This window comes from Magnetospirillum gryphiswaldense MSR-1 v2 (assembly GCF_000513295.1).
Lineage (GTDB): Bacteria > Pseudomonadota > Alphaproteobacteria > Rhodospirillales > Magnetospirillaceae > Magnetospirillum > Magnetospirillum gryphiswaldense.
In genome coordinates this window covers 559694-582360 of the sequence record NC_023065.1, presented here as the reverse complement: position 1 = coordinate 582360, position 22667 = coordinate 559694, and the positions used below count along the sequence as shown (strand labels likewise).

The window sequence follows — 22667 nt, the reverse complement described above, 5'->3', positions numbered from 1 at the left end:
CATGAACCGGACCTTATTCCAACCGGCCCAAGGACCGGGCGACCACCAGATACAACTTGCCGACTTCCGACGAGGTGAAGGTGCCGGTCAGGACGTCGGCGTAATCGGACTGACGCGCCTGGTTCAGCAACGCCTCGAACTCGGCCAGATAGCGGGTGACGTATTCGCGGAACTCGCCATCGTCCTCGTACTTGTTCTTGATGGCGGCGATCTGGTGCTTGTCCAGGTTCTTCAAAATCTTGCGCACGAACACGCTTTGATCGCCGGCATGGAATTCGCGCCAAGCCTTTTCGTCGATGTTGGTGGCGAAGATGCGACCGATATCCACCGATAGCGATTGCAGCTTTTCGACGATGAAGGCGGCGTTGCGCAGGAAATGTTCGACCGAGGCATTGGCGCGGCGTTCCTCGATCTGCTCGGCCCGCATTTCCGCCAGCTTCGAGGCGCTGACCAATTCGTCGATCTGACGACCGAAGGTGGCGGCCAGATTTTCCGCCTGCTGCGACAGCCTTTCGCCGGTGACGCCCAGATCGTTGGACTTCTGGCGAATGACCTCGAACGAGGTTTCCAGCTTGGCCCCGGTACGGTCGGTGGATTCCTGCAATTCCAGGGCATAGCGACGCAACGAATCGCCCGAGGCGCGCACCGACGAGGTGATCCGTTCCGACGCCTGATTGAGATCGCGGATACCGGCGCGCAGCATGTCGCCGGCGGCGGTGACCTGACCGGCGGTCTTGTTGGACGATTCCTCGAAATCGCGGACGATCTGGCGCAACGCGTCGCCGGCGGTCTGCGAATTGTGGAACACCCGTTGTGCCGCCTCGCCCACTTCCACCGCGTGTTTGGCGATGGCTTGACCGAAGGCCTGCAACACTTCCGACGAATCGTCGGCGACGCGGGCCACCGCTTCGGTCTGATCCTTCAGCTTCTCGCCGACGGCGGTGACGCTGACCTGGGTCTGGTCGGCGGAAGCCACCAATTGTTCGGTCTGACGGCGCAGGGCGTCGATGGTGCCGCGCAGGCGGGTGGCCACCTGTTCGGCGATACCCCCCATCTGCTCGGACCGCTGCTCCAGCATTTCCGAGACACCGGCGGTGTCGGCCACCGCCTTGACGGCAGCCGAGCCCACTTCCATGGTGCGCTGGCGCAGGCCCTCGCCCACCGCTTCCAACTCGACGCCGACGCGCGACGACACCGCCACCAGATCGTTGGTGTTCTGGCGCAAGGTGTCGGAAATGGTCTTGACCTTGGCCATGACCTGATCCGAGGTGGAAATCAGATGACGCGATTGCTGGTTGAGCGACGCTTCCGACAGGCGCGACTGAGTGGACACCACATTGGCGGCATCGGCCAGTTCGTCGGCCTGCTTGCGCAGGGACTGGCGGATGGCCTCGGCCTGGGCAGCGGCGCGGTCCGCCCCCTTGCCCAAATCCTCGATATGCAGCCGCAGGGTTTCCGACACTTCGCGGGCCCGGGCCTGCATCTGATCGGACGCCGCCGACAAGGCACGCGCCTGCGACTGGAACAGCTCGCCGGTTTCGCGCACGCGGCCACCGGCCCGTTCCGCCGCCTGATCCACATCGTCGCGACGCTGGGCGAAGACTTCGCCCACTTCGCCCATCTGGGCGGCGGCTTCGTCCGAAGTGGTACGCAATTGCTCGGCGTGGCGGGCCAGAACCTCTTCCATCTCGCGGAAGCGGTTCATGGCCTGATCCGATGCCGACGACACTTCACGCGACTGCACCGACAAGGCTTCCTCGACGATGCGGATGCGCGACAGCACGCGGTCGGTGATCTGGTCAAGGCCGGTGGCCTGCTGTTGAAGCGACTGACTGATGCGCCCGGTCTGTTCGGCCAGACGAACCGCCGCCTGATCGAGATCGGTGTTCTGGCGGTTGAACAAGGTTTCCAGGGCCTCGACCCGTTGCGACAGGGTGCTGGACACCGCCTCGGTGCTTTCCGCCGCCTTGCTGGCGCCTTCGGCCAGGGCCATGGCCCGTTCGCTGAAAATCTGGCCGACCTGTTCGGCCCGCACCACCGCCGCTTGCGACGTCTTGTCCAACGCCTCGGCATGCTTGGCGATCTGGGCCGACATGGTTTCCGCCCGCTGGGCGGCCCGGCTCGAGGTCTGGTCGATGGCTTCGGCCTGCTGGTGCAGGGAATCACCGAATTCGCGCACCCTGCTGGCGGCGGTCTCGGTCACCACGTTGAGTTCCTGGGTTTGCAAGCGCAGCAAATGCTCGATTTCGCGCGCCCGCGTGGTGGCGGAATCGGCGGCATTGGTCAGACGGTCGACCTCGCCCTTCAACGCGTCAACCGCGCCGCGGGCGTCGCTGCTGACCCGGCCCAACACCGACGACAGAGTGTCGATCTGGCCGGCCATCAAGGTCCGCACCTTGTCGGCATCGACGGCAGCGCGTTCCGACGCCTCGGTCAATGCCTTGGTCTGCGCCAGCAGCGAATCGGACACCGCCTTGACCCGGGCCTCGGATTCGTCGGACGGATAGGTCAGGCGGCGCAGATGGTCATCCAGTTCCTGGGCGACGATGCGCATCACCCGACCACGGTCGAGCCAGGCCAGGACCATCCACAACAGGGCGACAGGGACGAAAGCGGCGCCGACGATGCCGCCCAGTTCCTGCGGCTGCAACGCCATCAGGTTGTCCCAGCCGATATTGGTGTTGACGTACTGACCGCAGAAGCCCAGCCAGATGAACGTCAACAGCCCGGCGACGAAATTGACGACACGGACCATACGACCAGCAGCCTGGGTATTCTTGCGCCGCGCCTTGGGGGCGGACTTGGGAAACGGCGGCTCAACCATCAAAATCGGCGGCTTTTCGGCCACCAGGATTGCCTGTTCGGTTTCGGCGCGGTCTTCGGCCTGATCCCGCTGCGTCGTCTCACCCATCCCGCCCGATCCTTATCCTGATAAACCGTGGCCGAGGATGCCCGTTGAAGCGTTAAAAATCAATCACCTCCCAGCCATCTTTCCCCGCCGAATGCTTGGAATCGCAACAGATTAAGCCGATTTCCATTTTTTACATTGAAAATGTGTATTTATATTTTAGTTTGACAGACAATCGATGTTGTATAATCCTGACAACGGTTCCAGCGGAGTCGATGCCATGACCTCATCCCCAGCCCTTAGTCTGATCCAGGCCCACGCCGCCCGACACGGGGCAGCCCCAGCCGATCCGCTGCGCCAATCCTTGGCCGAGGCCCGGGCCCGCGCCTTGGCTTATCAGGGCATCTGGAACCACGATTTGCCACCCCTGGCACGGCGCCAGGACATCACCGTCGACGACTTGCGCCTGCGCCTGTTCGACAGCCAGCCGCAAGGGCCGAGCCGACGACCGGTGCTGCTGTACTTTCACGGCGGCGGCTTCGCTCTCAACAGCATGGACACTCACGAACGGCTGCTGCGCCTGCTGGCCCAGCGTTCCGGCGCCGCCGTGCTGGCCTTAGGGTATTCGCTGGCCCCCGAGGCACGCTTTCCCCGTCAGGTGGACGAAGCTCTGGCGGCCATCGCCTGGGTCCGCGCCCACGGCGCCGATTTCGGCCTGGATGGCAACGCTTTGGCCGTGGGCGGCGATTCCGCCGGCGCCAACCTGGCCCTGGCCGCCATGCTGCGCCTGCGCGATCAGCGCCTGCCCCAGCCGCGCCTGGGCGTGCTGCTTTATGGCATGTTCTCCGCCGATCTGCTGACCGCCTCGCACCAACGGTTCGGCGGCGGGCAATTCGGCCTGACCACCGAACGGGTGGATTGGTTCTGGTCGCAATACCTGGCCGATTTCGCCCAGCGCGACAATCCCTTGGCCGCTCCCCTGCTGGCCGATTTGCACGGCTTGCCACCGCAACTGGTCATCGGCGCCGGCCTGGATTGCCTGCTGGACGACAGCTTGGCTTTGGCCGAAAAATTACGCCGCGTTGGCATCCCCCATCAGTTGTCGGTCTATGACGGCGTGCCCCATTCCTTCATGCAGATGAGCGCGGTGCTGGACCAGGCCCAAGCCGCCATCGACGAAACCACCCGCGCCTTGGCCGAGGCGCTGATGACGCCACAACTTCAGGCGGCGGAATAGCTTCACTTGATTTCATCCCGCCATGACGGCAGCATCGCCCGATCATGAGCGAAGAATCCCCAGCCGCCCTGGCGCGGCACAATCTGATCGTGCGCGGTTTCCTGCTGGGCGAACGCCTGGACATCCGTGGTTTTGAATTGACCCAGGCGCTGGCCACCACGCCCCTGACCCTGAGGGTCGGGCGCAAGGGCTATGCGGTGCTGTTCCGCTACGGCGTCGTCGTCCTGTTCGACGTCACCGCCGATGAAGAGGCGCATTATCTGGCCGACATCACCCGGCTGGTCAGCGACCCGCTGCTGGAACCGGGGCGCGAGCAGGCACATATCGACATCGTTCCCGGTGGGACCGAGCATGTGGACCCCGACGGCACCATCATTTTGTCGGAACTGACGCCGGAACGCATGCAGGTGGTGGCCGACGTACTGGCCAAGGACATGCTGCTGGAACACTTCGAAGTCCGCGTCGCCGGCGTCTTCGACCGGGTCGAGCCCCTGGCCGGACGGCTGAAGCGCCACGGCAGCCGCAACTTCAAGATCAAGGAATTGCTGTCACAGATCGGCGACGTATTGCTGACCCAGCACCGCATGGTCGGTCGCGCCGAAGTGCTGGAAAAGCCGGAAGCCCTGTGGAACCTGCCGCAATTGGAAGGGCTATTCGGGCGGCTGGAGCGCGAATATGAAATCCGCGAACGCTCGCGCGCGCTCGATCACAAGCTGGAAGTCATCAGCAACACCGCCGAGACCCTGCTGGACCTTGTCCATACCAGCCGCTCGCTACGGGTGGAATGGTACATCGTCTTCCTGATCGTCTTCGAGATCGTGCTGTCGCTGTGGGAAAAGTTTTTCTGAGCCGAAGTAAGCGCGGGCTATCACCCCAGGCGATAGCCCGCTTACGAGCTTTATTTCTTTTTCTTGTCGGCGTAAGGATTGCGCCCGCCGCGCACATAAAGGCGCATGGGCACCCCGGCCATTTTGAAGTTCTCGCGCAAACCATTGATCAGATAGCGGCTATAGCTTTCCGGCAATTGCTCGGGCTTGGAGGCGAAGATGACGAAGGTCGGCGGACGGGCCTTGATCTGCGTCATATAACGGATCTTCAGGCGGCGCCCACCCGGCATGGCCGGCGGCGGATGATGCGACAGCACGTCTTCCAGCCAGCGGTTCAACTGCGAGGTGGGAATGCGGCGGTTCCAGGTCTTGTGCACCGCCAGCACCGCGTCCATCATCTTGTCGACGCCGCGCCCGGTGAGCGCGCTGATGGTCACCGTCGGCAGGCCGCGCACCATGGGCAGCGAGGTTTCCAGGCGGTCGGCCAGACGCTGCAAGGCTTCCTGCGGCTTTTCCACCGCGTCCCATTTATTGATGGCGATGACCAGCGAGCGGCCTTCCTCCACCACCATGCGGGCGATGGTCAGATCCTGCTTGTCCAAGATGGCCGCAGAATCCATCACCAGCACCACCACCTCGGCCATGCGGATGGCTTCCAAGGTGTTGGAGGCCGACAGCTTTTCCACCGGGTCTTCGATATTGGCGCGCTTGCGCAGGCCGGCAGTGTCCACCAGCCGGATGCCGCGATCCCGATGCTGCCAATCCACCGAAATGGCGTCACGGGTCAGCCCGGCCTCGGGGCCGGTCAGCATGCGATCCTGGCCCAAAAGGCGGTTGACCAGGGTCGACTTGCCCACATTGGGGCGACCGACGATGACCAATTGCAACGGTCGCTCGGGCCGGTCCTCGGTCTCGATTTCCTCGTCGTCGACGGGATCGGCGGCGAAGAAGTCGTCTTCCTCGTCGTCGTCGAAATCCAATGCCCCGGCGGCTTCGGCATGGGGACGCAGGGCGTCGAACAATTCGGCCAACCCTTCGCCGTGCTCGGCCGAGAACGGTACCGGCTCGCCCAGACCCAGGCCGTAGGATTCATACATCCCCGGCGCCCCGGCCTTGCCCTCGCACTTGTTGGCGACCAGGATCACCGGCGTCTTCTGCTTGCGCAGATAATCGGCGAAATGGGCATCCAGCGGCGTCACCCCGGCACGGGCGTCGATCAGCATCAGCACCACGTCGGCCTCGGCCACGGCGGTGTCGGTCTGATAGCGCATGCGCGCCTCGATGGATTCGTCGTGCGCATCCTCGAAGCCGGCGGTGTCGATGACCCGGAATTCCATGCCCAGCAGGCTGGCGGCAGCCTCGCGGCGGTCACGGGTGACGCCGGGCATGTCGTGGACGATGGCCAGACGACGCCCGGCCAGACGGTTGAACAAGGTAGACTTGCCCACATTGGGGCGGCCAACGATGGCTACGGTAAAGGTCATATCAGCGGTACGCCACCAAATCGGCATCATCGGTCAGGAAATACACGGTGCCCTGGGCCACCGACGGCGGGATGCTGACGCCATCGGGGGATTCTTCGATGCCCAGCACCGCACCGGTATAGGGGGACAGGGCCAGCAGCTTTTCATGGCTGGAGGCCAGGATCAGACGGTCGGAGGCCAGGATCGGACCGGCCCAGATGATGCGGCCGGTACGGTCTTCCTCGTCCTCCCACATCTGCAACTGGGTGACCCAGATGATCTTGCCGGTCTTGGCGTCCAGCGCCACCGCCTCGTTGGAATTGTTGACCAGGAACAGATAATCGCCGCCCACCCACGGGCTTTGGATGCCGCCGATCTCGCGTTCCCACAACCGGCGACCGGTGCGCAAATCGACGGCGACCACCAGATCGGCATGGCCGATGGCGTAGACCCGCCCGCGATCGATGATCGGGCGCGCCCGGATATCGGTCAGGGCCGAGGCCCCTTCGGTGCGACGCATGGTCGCCAATTGCTCTTGCCACAGAACCGAGCCGTTATCGACGCGCAACGCGAACAGCTCGCCCGACGAATAAGGCACCACCACCACGTTGCCGTCCACCGCCGGGCTGGTCCCGCCCAACAGGCTGGCGGTTTCACTGATGCCCTGATGGCTCCACAGCACACCGCCGTCTTCGGCGGCCAGGGCGTGGGTCTGGTTATCGACGGTAATGACGAAGACACGACCGGCCCGCACGGTCGGCGGACCGCGCATGGGGCCCGACAGGGTCTGGCGCCACAGCACCTGGCCGTTGCCGGCATCCAGCGACACCACCTGGGCAAAGCCGGTGGAAACGAACAGCTGGCCGTCCTCATAGGCGAGGCCGCCGCCCGAGAAGGTGTCGTCCTCATCCTTGGGCGTGATATCGAAGGCCCAGATCTTGGCGCCGGTCGCCGCGTCGAACGCGCGGATTTCGGCGCTGGAATCCAAGGTGAAGATACGCCCCTCGGCCACGATCGGCTGCGCCAGCAGCTTGGCCCGCTTGCTCGAGCCCTCGCCGATGGAGCTGCGCCACACCCGCCGAAGCTGGTCGTTGATCTCCATGTGATGCATGGCGTGGTTGGAATAACCACCGGCCTGCGGCCAGTCGTCATTGGGCTCGGGTGGCGGCAGCTTGATCAACGCCTGATCGCCAGACAATTCCGGCGCCAGCGAGCGTTCCCCTGAAAGAACGGAAATACGCTTGCCCGGCAAGGGCGGCGCTTCCTTCTCACCCATCCAGCTCGAACAGGCCGACAAGCCCAAACTGGCGATCACGACCCACAGCAGACGACGGCTCATGCACTTTCCCCCGTTCAGCCCTTGGCCGCGCTTTCCAGCGCCGCCAGCAATTCGGCGGCGCGACCGCGGATACCCGCCGGAGCGGCCACATCGTCGGCGACCTTACGCAACAAATCCATGGCCTTGGCGTTATCGCCCGCCTTCAGCGCCAACAGCGCCAGAATTTCGCGGGCGGAATGGCGCCAAGCGCCCGATTCCACCGCCAACGGCGCCACTGATTTTTCCACCAAGGCGATATCGCCGGTTTCCAACTTGAGATAGGCCGATTTCAGTACGGCCATATCCCGATAAATGTCATCAACCCCACCATCTGCGGCGATACGGTCGTAGAGCGCGGCGGCGGCGGCGGCATCGCCATCGGCCAGCTTGACCTGGGCCAGCTTCAACTCGGACAACAGCTTGTAGCCGGACGGACCCGAGGCGACCAGCGCCTGCAAGGCCTCTGTCCCCTTGGCCTTGTCGCCCTTGTCCAGCATCTGGCTGGCCTCGGTGAAACGCAAGGACGCCTGCAGGTTCTGACCATGGCGCCAAGTCTGCCAGGCCTGAGCGCCGGCAACGGCCAGCACGATGGCCACGGCACCGCCAATGAACAGGCCGCCATACTTCTTCCACGCCTTCTCCAGGTTTTCCTGGCGCAGATCGTCGTCAACCTCGCGGATCAGCAAGTCGGTGGCGGCATCATCTTTGGAACTGGTCAAGGAAGTCGTCTCCGGTAATCGGTCGGCGTCAACATAGTGTGCTTGGCGAGCAGAGGCAAATCCGGCGTGCGTTTTCCGCCATCAATCAGTCCGCCATTTGATCGAACAGCCCATGGAGGGTATCTGATCGACCGGGCCGCGCCCGGTTTCAGCCACCTGCCGCATGGCCTCGAACAGATCGCGACGAACATCGACCGGCGCCGCCTGTTTGCGCGATTCATCCAGACGCCCGCGATATTGCAGCCCAAGATCAGCATCAAAGCCGAAGAAATCGGGGGTACATACCGCGTCGTAGGCCCGCGCCACCTGCTGGCTTTCGTCGTACAGATAGGGAAAGGCGAAGCCATGGCGCGCCGCAAACACTGTCATGTTGTCGAAACCATCCTCGGGATAGGCTACCACGTCGTTGGACATGATGGCGGCAACGCCGATACCCAAGGCCCGCAATTCGTTGGCATCGCGCACCATGCGGTCGACCACCGCCTGCACATAGGGGCAGTGGTTGCAGATGAACATGATCAGCGTTCCCTTGGGTCCGCGCACCTGATCCAGCGACCAAATGCGGCCATCGATGCCGGGCAAGGCAAAGGGGGGCGCCTGCCAGCCGAAATCGCAAATGGGCGTTTCCACCGCCATTGCCCGATCCTCCGTTAAGGCTTTGTTGGGAAGGTCCGGGCCATAATTGATTTGACCGGGTCCGCCCATCGGGCCGACACTATAGCGAATCGTTCAAAGGGGTCATAGAAGATGATCAGGCGCCTTGCCCCCCTGGCGGGAATTCTGCTGCTGTCGGGCTGTGCCTTTTTCGGGCGCGACGGCATCGAGAGCGAGGTCGCCCGCGTCGGCGACGCCAATCTGTTGATGAACCTGGAAGTATTGAGCGTCATCAACACCAAGAAGACCATGGGCGACCATCTGGCCACCTGGATCACCGGCAAGGATTGCTCCACCATCCGGGCCCAGCGCGAGGGCGCTTGGTGCGTGGACTGGCCGGGGCCGCCGCCACCACGCCAGCAGGTCTATTGCTATGCGTCCATCGCCCGGCCCAGCTGCTATTCCCAGCCTTATAACGAGGGCAACGACCGCCTGATCGGCTTTGTCCCCGCCCCACTACCCGTGCGCTGACGACCGCTGGGCGAAACGGCTTTCGCCACCCAAGGGCGACTGCCCCAGGTGGCGAAACCGCGACACATTCAATTCAGATCAACGGGCTTCGCCGCGCATGCGGTCGCTGATGCGGCGCATGGTCTGCCCCATTTCCGGGCACGTTTCGGCCAAATGTGAAGCCAAGGTATGAGCTTGGGAACGGTCGAAAGGCCGGTCGGCGCATTCCGCCTCAAGCAGTTCGGATAGCCGGCGCATGTCACTCAACAGCTGATGCATGGCGATATCTCCTTGGTGCTGACCAGAAGATATTGCGCCGCAACATATTGCACTGCAACAGACTCTTTGGTGACAAAACCAATGCGATAGAAGCCTAGAGCATTTTCATATCGAGCGTCCATATCCGTCGTGGGCGAAGAAATTGGCGCATTCCTCGGGCGGAAACAGGTCGATGAGTTTTCCGATCACGTCCCATAAGGTGTTGATGGTGCGGGCTTGCGCCTTTCGCAGCAGGCTCTTGAGCTTGGCGAAGGCGAGCTCGATGGGATTGAGGTCTGGGGAGTAGGGCGGCAGATACCGCAGGGTGGCCCCTCGGGCTTCGATGAGTTGCTTGACCCCTGCCACCTTGTGGGCGGGCAGATTGTCCATTACGACGATGTCGCCGGGCCGCAAGGTCGGAGCCAGGACCTGCTCGACATAGGCCAGGAAGATCGCGCCATTCATCGCCTTGTCGATGACGAAGGGGGCGGAGATTCCGTCATGCCGGAGCGCCCCGACGAAGGTGGTCATTTTCCAATGACCGTGCGGCACCGCAGCCAGCAGCCGCTGACCGCGCGGCGCCCGTCCGTAGCGCCGGGTCATGTTGGTCGATGCCCCGGTTTCATCAAGGAAGACCAAGCGGGTTGGGTCCAGCGCCGGCTGCTCGGCTCGCCAGGCGATGCGTCCTTCGGCTACGTCGGGACGTTCCTGCTCGGCAGCATGCGCACTCTTTTTTTCAGACTGAGGTCGAGCCGCTCAAGCGTGTTCCACAGGCCGCCGACGCTGATCGACACGCCCAATTCGGCCAGAACCCAGGCGCGCAACTCAGCCAGCGTGGCATCGGGCTCGACCTTGATCTGCGCCTGCAACGCCTCAAGGTGAGCCGCCAGCTTCTGTCCTGGCCGCCCAGGCCGTGGCTTCACCGTCGTCTCGCCGGTGGCCCGGCGGCGGCCTTGGGCCTTGTAGATGTACGAAACGCTCACCCGGAACAGCGGCGCCACCTCGTAGGCGCTCATGCCGCTGTCCACAGCCGCCAAAACTCTATCGCGCAAGTCCTGAGAATAGGACTGCCCTGAGCGCCACGTCATCGCATCATCCTCGGGAGCGTTGTTACCGAAGATGTTGAATCACAAAATGACCTCAGGGGGAATCCTCTACCGATTCCGCTCGGCGTGAAACCGCTCTAAGGCCTATCCCTTATGGCGCGGGTATTACACCGGCACCCCCCAGATATCGCGGGCATATTCCGATACCGTGCGGTCGGACGAGAATTTGCCCATGCGGGCGACGTTCAAGATGGCCTTGCGGTTCCATTCCGGCTGATCGCGGTAAAGTTCGTCGACGCGCTCCTGCGCTGTCATATAGCCGGCGAAATCGGCGGTCAGCAGATAATGGTCGGAATTGGTGAGGATATCGACGATAGCGCCGAAGCGTTCCGGCTCATCGGGCGAGAAATAGCCCGAGGCGATCAGGTCGATGGCCCGCTTCAGATCCTGGTTGGCGGCGATGGCGGCACGCGGGCTGTAGCCGTCAATGCGCAGGCGGGCCACCTCCTGCGCGGTCAGGCCGAACAGGAACATGTTTTCCTCGCCCACTTCCTCGCAGATTTCCACATTGGCGCCGTCCCAGGTGCCGATGGTCAAGGCCCCGTTCATGCTCATCTTCATGTTGCCGGTGCCCGAAGCCTCGGTGCCGGCGGTGGAAATCTGTTCCGACAGATCAGCCGCCGGCATCACCAGCTCTGCGGTGGAAACGTTGTAATTGGGGACGAACACCACCTTCAGCTTGTCGCCGACCAGGGGATCGTTGTTGACCACGTCGGCCACGTCGTTGATCAGCTTGATGATCAGCTTGGCCAACAGATAGCCCGGCGCCGCCTTGCCGCCGATGATGACGACGCGCGGCACCACATCCACCAGCGGATTGGCGCGGATGCGCGAATACCGGCTGATGACGTGCAAGACGTTGAGAAGCTGGCGCTTGTATTCGTGAATACGCTTGATCTGGACGTCGAACAAGGAAGCGGGGTTGATATCGACGCCCAGGCGTTGGGAAATGACCTCGGCCAGACGGACCTTGTTGGCATGCTTTACCGCACTGAACTGAGTGCGGAACTCAGCATCGGCGGCCAAAGGCTCCAGCTTTTTCAACTGGTCGAGATGGATGACCCAGTCCTTGCCGATCTTGCCGGAAATCAGCGCGGCCAAGCCGGGATTGGACAGTAGCAACCAGCGGCGCGGCGTCACGCCATTGGTCTTGTTGTTGATCTTGCCCGGATTGAGATGATCGAAATCCGAGAAGATGGTGGATTTCATCAGCCCGGTATGGATGGCGGCGACACCGTTGACCTTGTGGCTGCCGATCACCGCCAGATGGCCCATGCGCACCCGGCGATCCCCTTCCTCGGCGATCACCGAGACCCGGCGCAACAGGTCGTTATCGCCGGGATGACGGTGGCGGACCTCTTGCAGGAACTCGTGATTGAGCTGGAAGATGATTTCCAGATGGCGCGGCAACACCCGCTGGAACAGATCCACCGGCCAGGTTTCCAGGGCCTCGGGCAAAAGCGTGTGGTTGGTATAGGCGCAGGTGGCCCGGGTCAGCGCCCAGGCGCGATGCCAGTCGATCTGATATTCATCCACCAACACCCGCATCAGTTCGGCCACCACCATGGCCGGATGGGTGTCGTTGAGTTGCACCGCCACCTTGTCGGGCAGCTTATCCCAATCGCTATGCGCCTTCCTGAAGCGAGACAGGATGTCCTGGATCGAAGCGGCGACGAAGAAATATTCCTGCTTGAAGCGCAATTCCTTGCCGCGATCGGTCAGATCGGACGGGTACAGCACCTTGGACAGGGTTTCCGATTCCGCCTTGTCGCGCACGGCCTCGATATAATTGCCGGCATTGAAGTATTTCAGGTCGAATTCGCGGGTGGATTTGGCCGTCCACAGGCGCAGATTGTTGACGGTCTTGCCGCCATAGCCGGGAATGGGCACGTCATAGGCCATGGCCATGACTTCCTCGGTGTCCATCCACTGGGCGCGGGTATGGCCCAAGACATCCTTGTAATGCACGACGCGACCACCGAAGCGCACCGGATAGATGATGCCGGGGCGGGCGAATTCCCACGGATTGCCGTAACGCAGCCAGTTTTCCGGGCTTTCCACCTGCCAGCCGTGCTCGACGTGCTGGGTGAACATGCCGTAATCGTAGCGGATGCCATAGCCGAAGCCCGGCACCCCCAAGGTGGCCATGGAATCCAAAAGACAGGCGGCCAGACGGCCCAGGCCGCCATTGCCCAGCGCCGCTTCCACTTCCCAGCCCAACACCTCGTCGAAATCGACGCCCATGTCGGTGACGGCCTGCTTGACGGTGTCGTAGATGCCCAGGTTGATCATGGAATTGGACAAGGTCCGCCCGATCAGGAATTCCATGGACATGTAATAGACGCGCTTCCTGTCCTCGGCGTAATAGCGGTTGAGCGTCGGCATCCAATGTTCCGACACCCGGTCGCGCACGGCGTAGGCGGCGGCCATGAACCAGTCGCGCGCGGTGGCGCTGATCGGCTCCTTGCCCACCGAATACAGCAGATGGCTGGCCAGCGAGTACTTGATGCTCTCCACATCGTCGTCGAGCAGTTTGACCACCGGAGGTCCGACACGGCGCATGCTTTGGTCCTTCCCGCCTAAACCCTATGCGTTACGAAGTCGCCTGAACCCGCACCTAAGTCAAGGCGTTTCATTGCATTGCGGCCTTGCCTGACGCAAGGCCTCGGACATACGCACAAGGCGGAAATCATCCAGCACGGTCTGAATCTCCCCAGAAAAACGGCGACGCCAATTGGGATGCTGGTTGACGGTGCCGGGCAAATTCATTTGCAGGTTCAACCCCAACACGTCTTCCAACTGCACCATCATCAACCGTGACTTGGCGCGGGCCAGATACAGATGGGCGGCATCGGCCAGGGCCAAGACCTGTTCGTCGCTCAGGTCGCCGTCCACGGGAAAGCCATGGTCCAGCAGCCCCTGGCCGGCCAGCGCCGCCACCAGGGCGGCACGGTCGGTGGCGCGGGCTAGGCGTTCCTGTTCGGCCATGCCGGAACGCGGATAAAGGTCAAGGCGTTCGCGGCTGTCGATGTCGATGCCATTCCACCAGCCGCGCAAACTGGGCAGATCATGGGTGGCGAAAATGGACAGGGCCTGGTCCTGGAATTCTTCCGGCGCCTTGAAGCGGTCGGGGCCGGTCTTCTCGAACACCATGACCCGATAGGCGAACAAGGCCATGCGGTCCATGCGCTCGCGGAAGCCCTCGGGCACGGTGCCCAGATCCTCGCCGATGATCAGGCAATTGTTGCGCACCGATTCCAACGCCACCAGCCGGAACAGATCATCCACCGGATAGCGCACATAGGCACCCTGGTCGGCATCCACCCCCGGCGGCACCCAATAAAGCCGCTGCAACGCCATGGCGTGATCCAGACGCAGGGCGCCAGCATGGGTCATGTTGGCGCGCATGACGGCGATGAAGGGCTCGTAGGCCGCCTCACGCAAGGTGATGGGATTGAACGGCGCCAGCCCCCAATCCTGCCCCTTCAAGGCCAGCGGATCGGGCGGGGCGCCGACGGAAACGCCCAAGGCCAGCCGGTCCTGTTCCATCCAGGCATCGGCACCGTCGCCGGCGATGCCGACGCCCAGATCGCGGTACAGGCCGATGCCGGCCCCGGCGTCCAGGCCGGCGCGATGGGCGGCGGCCAATTGTTCGTCGGCGACGAATTGCAGCCAGCCGTAAAACTCCACCTTGTCCGCGTGTTCGGCGGCGAACTGGGCCACCGCCGGATTGTCGGGGTGCTGGAATTGCTCGGGCCAATGGCGCCAATAGGGCGTGCCGGCACGGCTGAAATGTTCGGCCAGGGCCTCGAAGGTGCAAAACAGCCGGGCCTTGTCGCCGCCCTTGGCCAGGAAGGCGCGGAAGTCTTCGGCGCGGGCATCGCCCGCCGCCAGATGCTCGGCGCGGAACCAGGCGTAAAGCTCGGCCAGGATCGGGCCTTGCAGATGGGCGACATCGGCGTATTCGACCATGGGATAGGCGCGCAGCCGGTCCAGGTTGGCCTGGAAGCCGGGCGAGGCGTAAAGCCGCTTGGCCGCCCGGCAGGTGGCGAATTCGGGGATGGCCTCGACGTCCAGATAACCGACATTGAGAAACCGGCGCGACGACGGCGCATAGGGGCTGAACTTGTCGGGCTGGGTCGGGAACAGGGCATGCAACGGATTGACGCCGATGGTCGCCGCCCCCAGCCGCGCCGCCCCCGCCGCCAGCCGGGCGAGCGAACCATAATTGCCCACACCCCAATCGGTCGGGTCGCGCAGGGCATATATCTGGGTGGCGATACCCCAGGCGCCGGCACCTTGCACCGCCTTGGGCACGAAGGCGCGCGCAGGCGTCACCACCAATTGGGCCTGGGCCTCGCCGGCCTTGGTCCGGATCTCCAGACGATGATAGCCCTGCGGCAGCGTTGCCGGCAGCACCAGCCGCCAGCGCTTGATCAGGGCGCCGTCCAGCCAGCGTTCCTCGATCCAGGTTTGGCTGTCCACCTGCACCTGACCGCTATGCAGGGCGCCGTCCTCGGTGGTGACGGTCCAGGCCAGCATGTCCTTGTCGGCGGCAGCCGGAATGGTCAGGGTCGCCCACCAATCACCACCTTGCTCGACTACCGTCACCGGATCGAGCAAGCGGCGCCACGGGCGCTGGTCGAATTCGGTCAGACTGGCCGCCAGTTCGGCCTCGCTGTCGATGGCGAAGCCCATGGCGCGCAGAAACACCCGCTTGGTGCTTTCCGGCACCACCCGCCACTGGCCGTAGAAATCCCACCAGCCATCTTCAATCCCGGCCAGTCGCGCCAATTGGTCGAGCGTGTCGGTTGCGGTCATGGTCGGCTTCCTTATTGATCGGATGGGTCATTGCGCCGGCGCAACACCGCCAGCGAATGGGGCTTGACCGGAAAACGGCTGCCGGCGGCGCAGGTTTCGTCCGCCCGGATGGAATCCATCCGCGCGGTGTCGATCACCACCTCCCAAGCAAGCGCCAATTGCGGCGGCGGCAGGGTGTAGAAGATGATCTCGGTATAGGCGTTCATCAGCAGCATGAAGGTGTCGTCGGCCCGCCCGCCGGCGGTATGCGCCTGGATTTCGTCGCTATCGCCGCCCAGCACGCAGCCCAACGAGCGGGCATAGGGCATGGCCCAATCGGCATCGCTCATTTCCAGGCCTTCCGGCGTCACCCAGGTGATGTCCTTGATGGCCTGACCGGGCCGGCGCACGCCGTTGAAAAAGCGCGGACGGCTGAACACCGGGTGGTCGCGCCGCAATTTGATCAGCCGGCGGACGAAATCCAGCATGATCTGGTCCTGATCGTCCCAATCGATCCAGGAAATGTCGTTGTCCTGGCAATAGGCGTTGTTGTTGCCGCCCTGGCTGCGCCCGAACTCGTCGCCGGCCAGGATCATCGGCACCCCTTGCGACAGCAACAACGTCGCCATCAGGTTGCGCATCTGCTGGGTCCGCAACGCGCGTACCTTGGGCTGCTCGGTCGGGCCCTCGATACCGCAATTCCACGAATAATTGGCATCGGTGCCGTCGCGGTTGCCTTCCATGTTGGCGTCGTTGCGCTTTTTCTCGTAGGCGACCAGATCGGCCATGGTGAAGCCGTCATGGCAGGTGACGAAATTCATGCTGGCCCAGGGCCGCCGCCCACCCCAGCCGAACAGGTCGCTGGACCCGGTCAGGCGCGAGGCCAGATCGCCGATCAGACCGCCATCGCCGCGCCAGAACCGCCGCACGGTGTCGCGATACTGTCCATTCCATTCCGACCAGCCGGGCGGAAAGGCACCCAGACGATAGCCGTCGCCGCCGATATCCCAGGGCTCGGCGATCAGCTTGACCCTTGAGAGCACCGGGTCTTGGCGCACCGCGTCCAAAAAGCCGGAACCGCCGTCGAAGCCGGATTTCTCCCGCGCCAACGACGCCGCCAGATCGAAGCGGAAGCCGTCCACATGCATGTCCTCGACCCAATAGCGCAAGGAATCCATGACCATCTGAAGCACGCGCGGATGGGACAGTTGCAGCGTATTGCCGCAGCCGGAATAGTTTTCGTAATGCTCGGGCTCGCCCGGCATCAGCCGGTAATAGCTGGCATTGTCGATGCCCTTGTAGCTGAGCGTCGGCCCCAGATGATTGCCCTCGGCGGTGTGGTTGTAGACCACATCCAAAATCACTTCGATGCCGGCATCGTGCAGACGCCCGACCATGGTTTTGAAATCACCGTGGGACGAGGCGCCGTAATAGCGCGGATCGGCGGCGAAAAAGCCGATGGGGTTATAGCCCCAATAATTGCGCAGACCCTGGTCGATCAGATGACGCTCGTCGACGATGGCGTGAACCGGCAGCAATTCCACCGCGGTGACGCCCAGTTTCACCAGATAATCCACCACCGCCGGATGTGACAGCCCCAGGAAGGTGCCGCGATGCTGGGTCGGCACATGCGGATGCTTCATGGTGAAGCCGCGCACATGAGCCTCGTAGATCACCGTTTCCGCCCAAGGCCGATTGGGGCGGCGGTCGTCGCCCCAGGTGAAGGCGGTGTCCACCACCCGACATTTGGGCATGAAACGGGCATTGTCGCGCTTGTCGATGACCAGATCGGCGCGCGGATTGCCCAGCTTGAAGCCGAAATGGGTGTCCGACCACAGTAATTGGCCGCTCAAAGCCTTGGCGTAAGGGTCGATCAGCAGCTTGGCGGCGTTGAAGCGATGCCCTTCATTCGGGTCGTAGGGGCCGTGGACGCGATAGCCATACAGCAGGCCGGGCCGCGCCTCGGGCAAATAGCCGTGCCAAACCTGATCGGTGTATTCGGGCAGATGGATGCGCTCGACCTCGCGGCCGTTATGGTCGAACAGGCACAATTCCACCGCTTCGGCATGGGCCGAGAACAGGGCGAAATTGACGCCGTTGCCATCCCAGGTGGCACCCAGAGGATAGGGGGAACCGGGCCAAATACGACGGCGATGAGGCATGGAAGATGTGACCCGTCAGCTTGAATTGGTGCAGAAAGCCATGGAAACCCGACCCGTTCAAGCCCGCTTGAACACCAAAGTGGACAAAGGCGGCAGGGTCACCGCCACCGACAGGGGCTGGTCGTGCCAAGGTTCGTCCTCGGCCCAAACGCCGTCGCCGTTATTGATGTCGGAGCCGCCATACCAGTGCGAATCGGTGTTGAGCACCTCGCGGTAGCGCCCGCCCAACGGCACGCCGATGCGATAATCATAGCGCACCACCGGGGTCAGGTTGCACACCACCAGACAGAAATCGTCGCCGTCGAAGCCCCGGCGCAAGAACGACAGCACCGAATTGTCGCGGTCGTTGCAATCCACCCATTGGAAGCCCGCCGGGTCGTGGTCCAACTGATGCAGCGCCGGCTCGACCCGATACAAGCGGTTGAGATCGCGCACCAGACGCTGGGCCCCCAGGTGCAAGCCGTTTTGCAGCGAATCCCAGTCCAGCGATGCTTCGCAATTCCATTCGCGCTGCTGGCCGAATTCCTGGCCCATGAACAGCAATTTCTTGCCCGGATGGGTCCACATGAAGGCGTAATAGGCGCGCAGATTGGCGAAACGCTGCCAATCGTCGCCCGGCATACGGCCCAGGATGCTGCCCTTGCCGTGCACCACCTCATCGTGCGACAGCGGCAGCACGAAGTTTTCGGTGAAGGCGTAGAGCAGGCCGAACGTCAGGCTGTCGTGGTGGAAACGACGGTGGATGGGGTCCTTGCTGAAATAATTCAGCGTGTCGTGCATCCACCCCATGTTCCACTTGAAACCGAAGCCCAAGCCGCCGGTCCAGGTCGGCCTGGACACGCCGGGCCAAGCGGTGGATTCCTCGGCGATGGTCATGGCGCCGGGATGTTCGGCATAGACCACTTCATTCATCTGCCGCAGAAAGTCGATGGCTTCCAGGTTTTCGTTGCCGCCATGCCGGTTGGGCAGCCATTCACCATGATTGCGCGAATAATCCAAGTACAGCATGGACGCCACCGCATCCACCCGCAGACCGTCGACGTGGTATTGCTCCATCCAGTAAAGCGCGTTGGAATACAGGAAGTTGCACACTTCGGTGCGGCCATAATTGTAGATGTGGGTATCCCAATCCTTGTGCAGGCCCAGGCGCGGGTCTTCATGCTCGTACAGATGGGTGCCGTCGAAATGATGCAGGCCGTGGGCGTCGCGGGGGAAATGGCCGGCGACCCAATCGATGATGACACCGATCCCGGCCTGATGCAGACGTTCCACCAGCAGGCGGAAATCCTCGGGCGTGCCGTGGCGCGAGGTGGGCGCGAACAGCCCCACCGGCTGATAGCCCCACGAGCCCGAGAACGGATGCTCGTGCACCGGCAGGAATTCCACATGGGTGAAGCCCATGTCCTGGACATAGGCGGTCAGCTTGTCGGCCAACTCGCCATAGGTCAGCATACGGTTGCCGTCTTCCGGCACCCGCATCCACGAGCCCAGATGCACTTCGTAGATGGAGATGGGGGCGTGGCGGTCGTTGCGCTTGGCCTGCGCCTTCATCCAGGCGCCGTCGGCCCAATCGCGCTCGTCCAGATCGGCGACTACCGAGGCGGTGCGCGGCGGCACCTCGGCATAATGGCCGTAAGGGTCGGCCTTCAGCGGCAGCAGGTTGCCGTGCGGACCGATCAGTTCGTATTTGTAATGGGTGCCGTTGCCCAGGCCGGGGATGAACAATTCCCACACCCCGGCGTCATGACGCAATCGCATGACGTGGCGGCGCCCGTCCCAGCCGTTGAAATCGCCCACCACCGAGGCGCGTTTGGCATTGGGGGCCCAGACGGCGAAATGCACGCCGGCGATGCCGTCGACCACCTGCAGGTGAGCGCCCAGTTTCTCGAAGGTGCGCAGATGGCGGCCTTCCACCAGCAGGTGGATGTCCAGATCACCCAACAGCGATGGGAACCGATAGGTATCCTCGCGCTCCATCATCCTGCCGCCCACCTCCAGGCGCAGGCGGTACGACGCCGCCAGGGCGTCGGACAGCGGGGCACAGAAGAAACCCTCGGCGTGCAGGCGGGGCAATTCCACCTCGCCCGCCGGACCGATGGCCCAGACCCGCGCCGCCTCGGGGGCGAAGACGCGCAGGCTCCAGCCGTCAGGGCCGTGATGCGGCCCCAGAATGGCGAAAGGGTTGCCATGGGTGCCGGCGGCGATGGCGCCGATCTCGGCCTGATCCAGCGTGAGCGGGTGTTTCTTGGTCATTGTTCATCCCCTGCCGGCACGGACGTGCCATCGACTTGGTACACGGATGTGCCATCGTCTTGGCACACGAATGCGCCATCCCCTTGGTAGCAGGCTTTGGCCGCCAAGAACAGATGGGCCGACGCGCACGGGGTTTTCCGCCTTTTCATGGCTGATTACCCTTTCAGATAAGACCACAATCTGGTAGAGGTTTTGGCCGAGGGGGCCGGCTGACTTCTAGCCGGCAAATGAAATTTTTAGGAGCCTGTCTCATGAGCGTTCTTCCCAAGGTTCTCGGCCTGACCGTGGCCGGCGTGCTGGTGATCGCCCTGTATCTGTCCACCTCGGTGGTCGGCAGCCTGTTCTTCGGTGCGGTCGCCGCGCCCAGCACTGCCAACCCGCTCAGCTTCATGATCTATCTGGGCCTGGCCCTGACCGCCACCTTCCTGGCCATTGTCATGTACCTGGCCTCGACCGGCGGCGACGAAGCGTAAGCTTTCAAGCGTTCGGCATAAAAACCGCCCCGGTCGCAAGGCCGGGGCGGTTTTGTTTTGGGCCACGGGCCGGCCTTCGGCCCCTAGCCTAATTACACACCCGCATGTCATGGATGACATCGGCCTGGACGATTTCCGACTGCTTGGCGAACGCGCCCCAGCCGCTTTTACTGACCTCTTTCAGTAACTTGTCCACGTGGCCGCAATAGGCAACGCTGAGCGGGTAATAACGATAATAGGTCACCAGCCGACCATCGAAATAGGTCATCACCTCGACCGGATTGTCCTTGAACTCGCGCTCGAACACCTTCTTGCGCCGGGCCGTCTGCTGCGCCAGCCGGGTACCGAACTTGCTGTCGAAATCCCTCCACATCTTGGCGGTGCCGGGATTGTAATATTCGTCGCAGCGATTGCCGCCCTCGCGCAGGAAGATGCCGTGGCGGACCAGCTTCTCCACCTTGACCTCGCCTTCGGTCAGGCAACGCTTGAACTTGACCTGGGCCGCCGCCGGGGCGGCCAGGAGCATCAAGGCGACGGTCAGAGGGACGAGATTGCGCATGGCGCCATTATGCCCGTTGCGCCCGCCGGGCGAAACCCCACAGGCGCCAGCCCAGCAAAACCGATAGCACCACGGCGTAAACCAGGGGTTCGCGGATGTCGGCCTTGACCATCATCCAGAAATGCGCCACCCCCAGGATGGACGCCGGAAACACCAGCAGATGCAGCCGCCGCCAGCGTGCCCCACCCAGGCGCCGGATCATGCCGTTGGTCGAGGTCAGGGCCAAGGGCACCAGCAAAAGCACGGCGATCATGCCCAAGGTGATGTAATTGCGCTTCACCACATCGGCCCACAGCGCCGCCCAATCGAAGAACAGGTCGATGCCGACGTAAGAGGCCAGATGCAGGCAGACATAGAAAAAGGCGAAAAGCCCCGTCATCCGGCGCAACCGCGCCAGCGCTGGCCAGCCGGTCCATTGCCGGACCGGGGTCACCGCCAGGGCGATCAGCAGGAACCTGAGCGCCCAATCGCCCAGATAACGATTGATGGTCTCCACCGGGTTGACGCCGAGCGAGCCGAAACCCGCCCGCCACAACAACCAGGCCAAGGGCAGCAACGCAACGGCGAAGGCAGCAGGTTTCAGCCAGCGCATCAGTAATTGACCCGCAAATCCATGCCGGCATAAAGCGAGGCCACCTGATCGGCATAGCCGTTGAACATCAAGGTCTTGCGCCGGCGGAACTCGCCGATGCGCCGCTCGCTCGCCTGCGACCAGCGCGGATGGTCAACCTCCGGGTTGACGTTGGAATAGAAGCCATATTCGCGGCTATTGGCCTTTTGCCACGAATTCACCGGCTGGGTTTCGCTGAAGCGGATGCGAACGATGGATTTGATGGATTTGAAGCCGTATTTCCACGGCACCACCAGCCGCAAGGGGGCGCCGTTCTGGGCCAGCAGATCCTTGCCGTAAAGGCCGGTGGCCAACAGGGTCAAGGGGTGCATGGCCTCGTCCAGACGCAGGCCCTCCACATAGGGCCAGTCCAGCACCGGCACCCGCAGGCCGGGCATCTGCGCCTTGTCGGCCAAGGTGGTGAATTCCACGTATTTAGCCTTGGAATTGGGCTCGAATCGCTTCAACACTTGCCCCAGCGGCACGCCTTGCCAGGGGATGACCATGGACCAGCCCTCGACACAGCGCATGCGGTAGAGGCGTTCCTCGAGCTTCAGCGGCTTGATCAGGTCGTCAAGGGCGACGGTGCCGGGCTTGGCGCATTCCCCGTCCACCGCCACCGACCACGGTGCCAGCTTCAGGCGCGACGGCGCGGTTACCGCCGGGTCTTCCTTGGCAGTGCCGAATTCGTAGTAATTGTTGTAGGTGGTCACCGCCTCGAACGGCGTCGGCGCGTCGTCGCTGGTGGCGGCCAGCCCCTGCCCCGCCGCCAGCAATGTCCCCGCCGCCGCGCCCAGGGCGAGAAACCGGCGGCGGTCCAGATACAGTGCCTGATCGGTAACGTCATGATCGCGTAAATCGGCGGCGGGGCGGATCAGCATGGCTTGGGTCGTCCTGTCCTGGGGGTCGTCATAAGCATGGGTTCGCCCC

The 22667-nt window shown here is 63.1% G+C and carries 18 protein-coding genes; 4 read left to right on the top strand and 14 right to left on the bottom strand.

Translation table 11 applies throughout. From position 1 onward, the window contains the following. Positions 1-13 precede the first annotated feature (13 nt). Positions 14-2911, bottom strand: a complete 2898-nt coding sequence (locus tag MGMSRV2_RS02715) for a coiled-coil domain-containing protein (protein WP_024078788.1) — start codon at positions 2909-2911, stop codon at positions 14-16. A 217-nt stretch (positions 2912-3128) separates the two neighbouring features. Here MGMSRV2_RS02715 and MGMSRV2_RS02710 point away from each other — a divergent pair, with 217 nt between their 5' ends. Together MGMSRV2_RS02710 and MGMSRV2_RS02705 are read left to right on the top strand one after the other, a co-directional pair. After that, positions 3129-4085, top strand: a complete 957-nt coding sequence (locus MGMSRV2_RS02710) for an alpha/beta hydrolase (protein ID WP_024078787.1) — start codon at positions 3129-3131, stop codon at positions 4083-4085. Positions 4086-4129: 44 nt separating this feature from the next. Continuing rightward, on the top strand, positions 4130-4933 hold the full coding sequence (locus tag MGMSRV2_RS02705; protein ID WP_024078786.1) for an RMD1 family protein: 804 nt from the start codon (positions 4130-4132) through the stop codon (positions 4931-4933). 50 nt (positions 4934-4983) lie between these two features. On the opposite strand, the gene der is transcribed toward MGMSRV2_RS02705, so the two are convergent. From der to MGMSRV2_RS02685, 4 genes are all read right to left on the bottom strand, one after another. Then, a complete protein-coding gene (gene der / locus MGMSRV2_RS02700) occupies positions 4984-6396 on the bottom strand; it encodes a ribosome biogenesis GTPase Der (protein WP_024078785.1) in 1413 nt (470 codons plus the stop codon). A gap of 1 nt (position 6397) precedes the next feature. After that, positions 6398-7714: a PQQ-like beta-propeller repeat protein gene (locus MGMSRV2_RS02695; protein WP_024078784.1), complete on the bottom strand. Its 1317-nt coding sequence runs from the start codon at positions 7712-7714 to the stop codon at positions 6398-6400. 14 nt (positions 7715-7728) lie between these two features. Then, the gene (locus tag MGMSRV2_RS02690; protein WP_024078783.1) at positions 7729-8412 is read right to left on the bottom strand and encodes a tetratricopeptide repeat protein; all 684 of its coding nucleotides are present in this window, start codon (positions 8410-8412) and stop codon (positions 7729-7731) included. 81 nt (positions 8413-8493) lie between these two features. Beyond that, a complete protein-coding gene (locus MGMSRV2_RS02685) occupies positions 8494-9048 on the bottom strand; it encodes a thioredoxin family protein (protein WP_024078782.1) in 555 nt (184 codons plus the stop codon). A gap of 111 nt (positions 9049-9159) precedes the next feature. Between MGMSRV2_RS02685 and MGMSRV2_RS02680 the strand changes: the two genes are divergently transcribed. Then, complete coding sequence (locus MGMSRV2_RS02680) at positions 9160-9537, top strand: hypothetical protein (RefSeq protein WP_024078781.1); 378 nt, start codon at positions 9160-9162, stop codon at positions 9535-9537. A 78-nt stretch (positions 9538-9615) separates the two neighbouring features. On the opposite strand, the gene MGMSRV2_RS02675 is transcribed toward MGMSRV2_RS02680, so the two are convergent. From MGMSRV2_RS02675 to glgB, 6 genes are all read right to left on the bottom strand, one after another. After that, positions 9616-9795: a hypothetical protein gene (locus MGMSRV2_RS02675; protein WP_024078780.1), complete on the bottom strand. Its 180-nt coding sequence runs from the start codon at positions 9793-9795 to the stop codon at positions 9616-9618. Between the two features lie 105 nt (positions 9796-9900). Next, a protein-coding gene (locus MGMSRV2_RS02670) for an IS630 family transposase (protein WP_144084263.1) occupies positions 9901-10862 on the bottom strand; the annotation gives its coding sequence in 2 pieces (ribosomal slippage) (positions 9901-10514 and positions 10514-10862; 963 coding nt in all). A gap of 123 nt (positions 10863-10985) precedes the next feature. Next, positions 10986-13442, bottom strand: a complete 2457-nt coding sequence (locus tag MGMSRV2_RS02665; RefSeq protein WP_024078778.1) for a glycogen/starch/alpha-glucan phosphorylase — start codon at positions 13440-13442, stop codon at positions 10986-10988. A gap of 60 nt (positions 13443-13502) precedes the next feature. After that, the gene (malQ, locus tag MGMSRV2_RS02660; RefSeq protein ID WP_024078777.1) at positions 13503-15701 is read right to left on the bottom strand and encodes a 4-alpha-glucanotransferase; all 2199 of its coding nucleotides are present in this window, start codon (positions 15699-15701) and stop codon (positions 13503-13505) included. A gap of 11 nt (positions 15702-15712) precedes the next feature. Further along, positions 15713-17842, bottom strand: a complete 2130-nt coding sequence (gene glgX, locus MGMSRV2_RS02655) for a glycogen debranching protein GlgX (protein WP_024078776.1) — start codon at positions 17840-17842, stop codon at positions 15713-15715. Positions 17843-17899: 57 nt separating this feature from the next. Continuing rightward, positions 17900-20095, bottom strand: a complete 2196-nt coding sequence (gene glgB, locus MGMSRV2_RS02650; protein WP_024078775.1) for a 1,4-alpha-glucan branching protein GlgB — start codon at positions 20093-20095, stop codon at positions 17900-17902. Between the two features lie 251 nt (positions 20096-20346). Between glgB and MGMSRV2_RS02645 the strand changes: the two genes are divergently transcribed. Then, the gene (locus MGMSRV2_RS02645) at positions 20347-20568 is read left to right on the top strand and encodes a hypothetical protein (RefSeq protein ID WP_024078774.1); all 222 of its coding nucleotides are present in this window, start codon (positions 20347-20349) and stop codon (positions 20566-20568) included. A gap of 88 nt (positions 20569-20656) precedes the next feature. Here the strand turns inward: MGMSRV2_RS02645 and MGMSRV2_RS02640 are convergent, their stop codons facing one another. From MGMSRV2_RS02640 to msrP, 3 genes are read right to left on the bottom strand one after another with little or no spacing between them, the layout of a single operon-like run. Next, positions 20657-21127, bottom strand: coding sequence for a hypothetical protein (locus MGMSRV2_RS02640; protein ID WP_024078773.1), 471 nt, complete (start codon positions 21125-21127; stop codon positions 20657-20659). 7 nt (positions 21128-21134) lie between these two features. Further along, positions 21135-21719, bottom strand: coding sequence for a protein-methionine-sulfoxide reductase heme-binding subunit MsrQ (locus MGMSRV2_RS02635; RefSeq protein ID WP_024078772.1), 585 nt, complete (start codon positions 21717-21719; stop codon positions 21135-21137). Beyond that, positions 21719-22618: a protein-methionine-sulfoxide reductase catalytic subunit MsrP gene (gene msrP, locus MGMSRV2_RS02630; protein ID WP_024078771.1), complete on the bottom strand. Its 900-nt coding sequence runs from the start codon at positions 22616-22618 to the stop codon at positions 21719-21721. The genes MGMSRV2_RS02635 and msrP overlap by 1 nt, the downstream gene beginning before the upstream one ends. Positions 22619-22667: the final 49 nt, after the last annotated feature.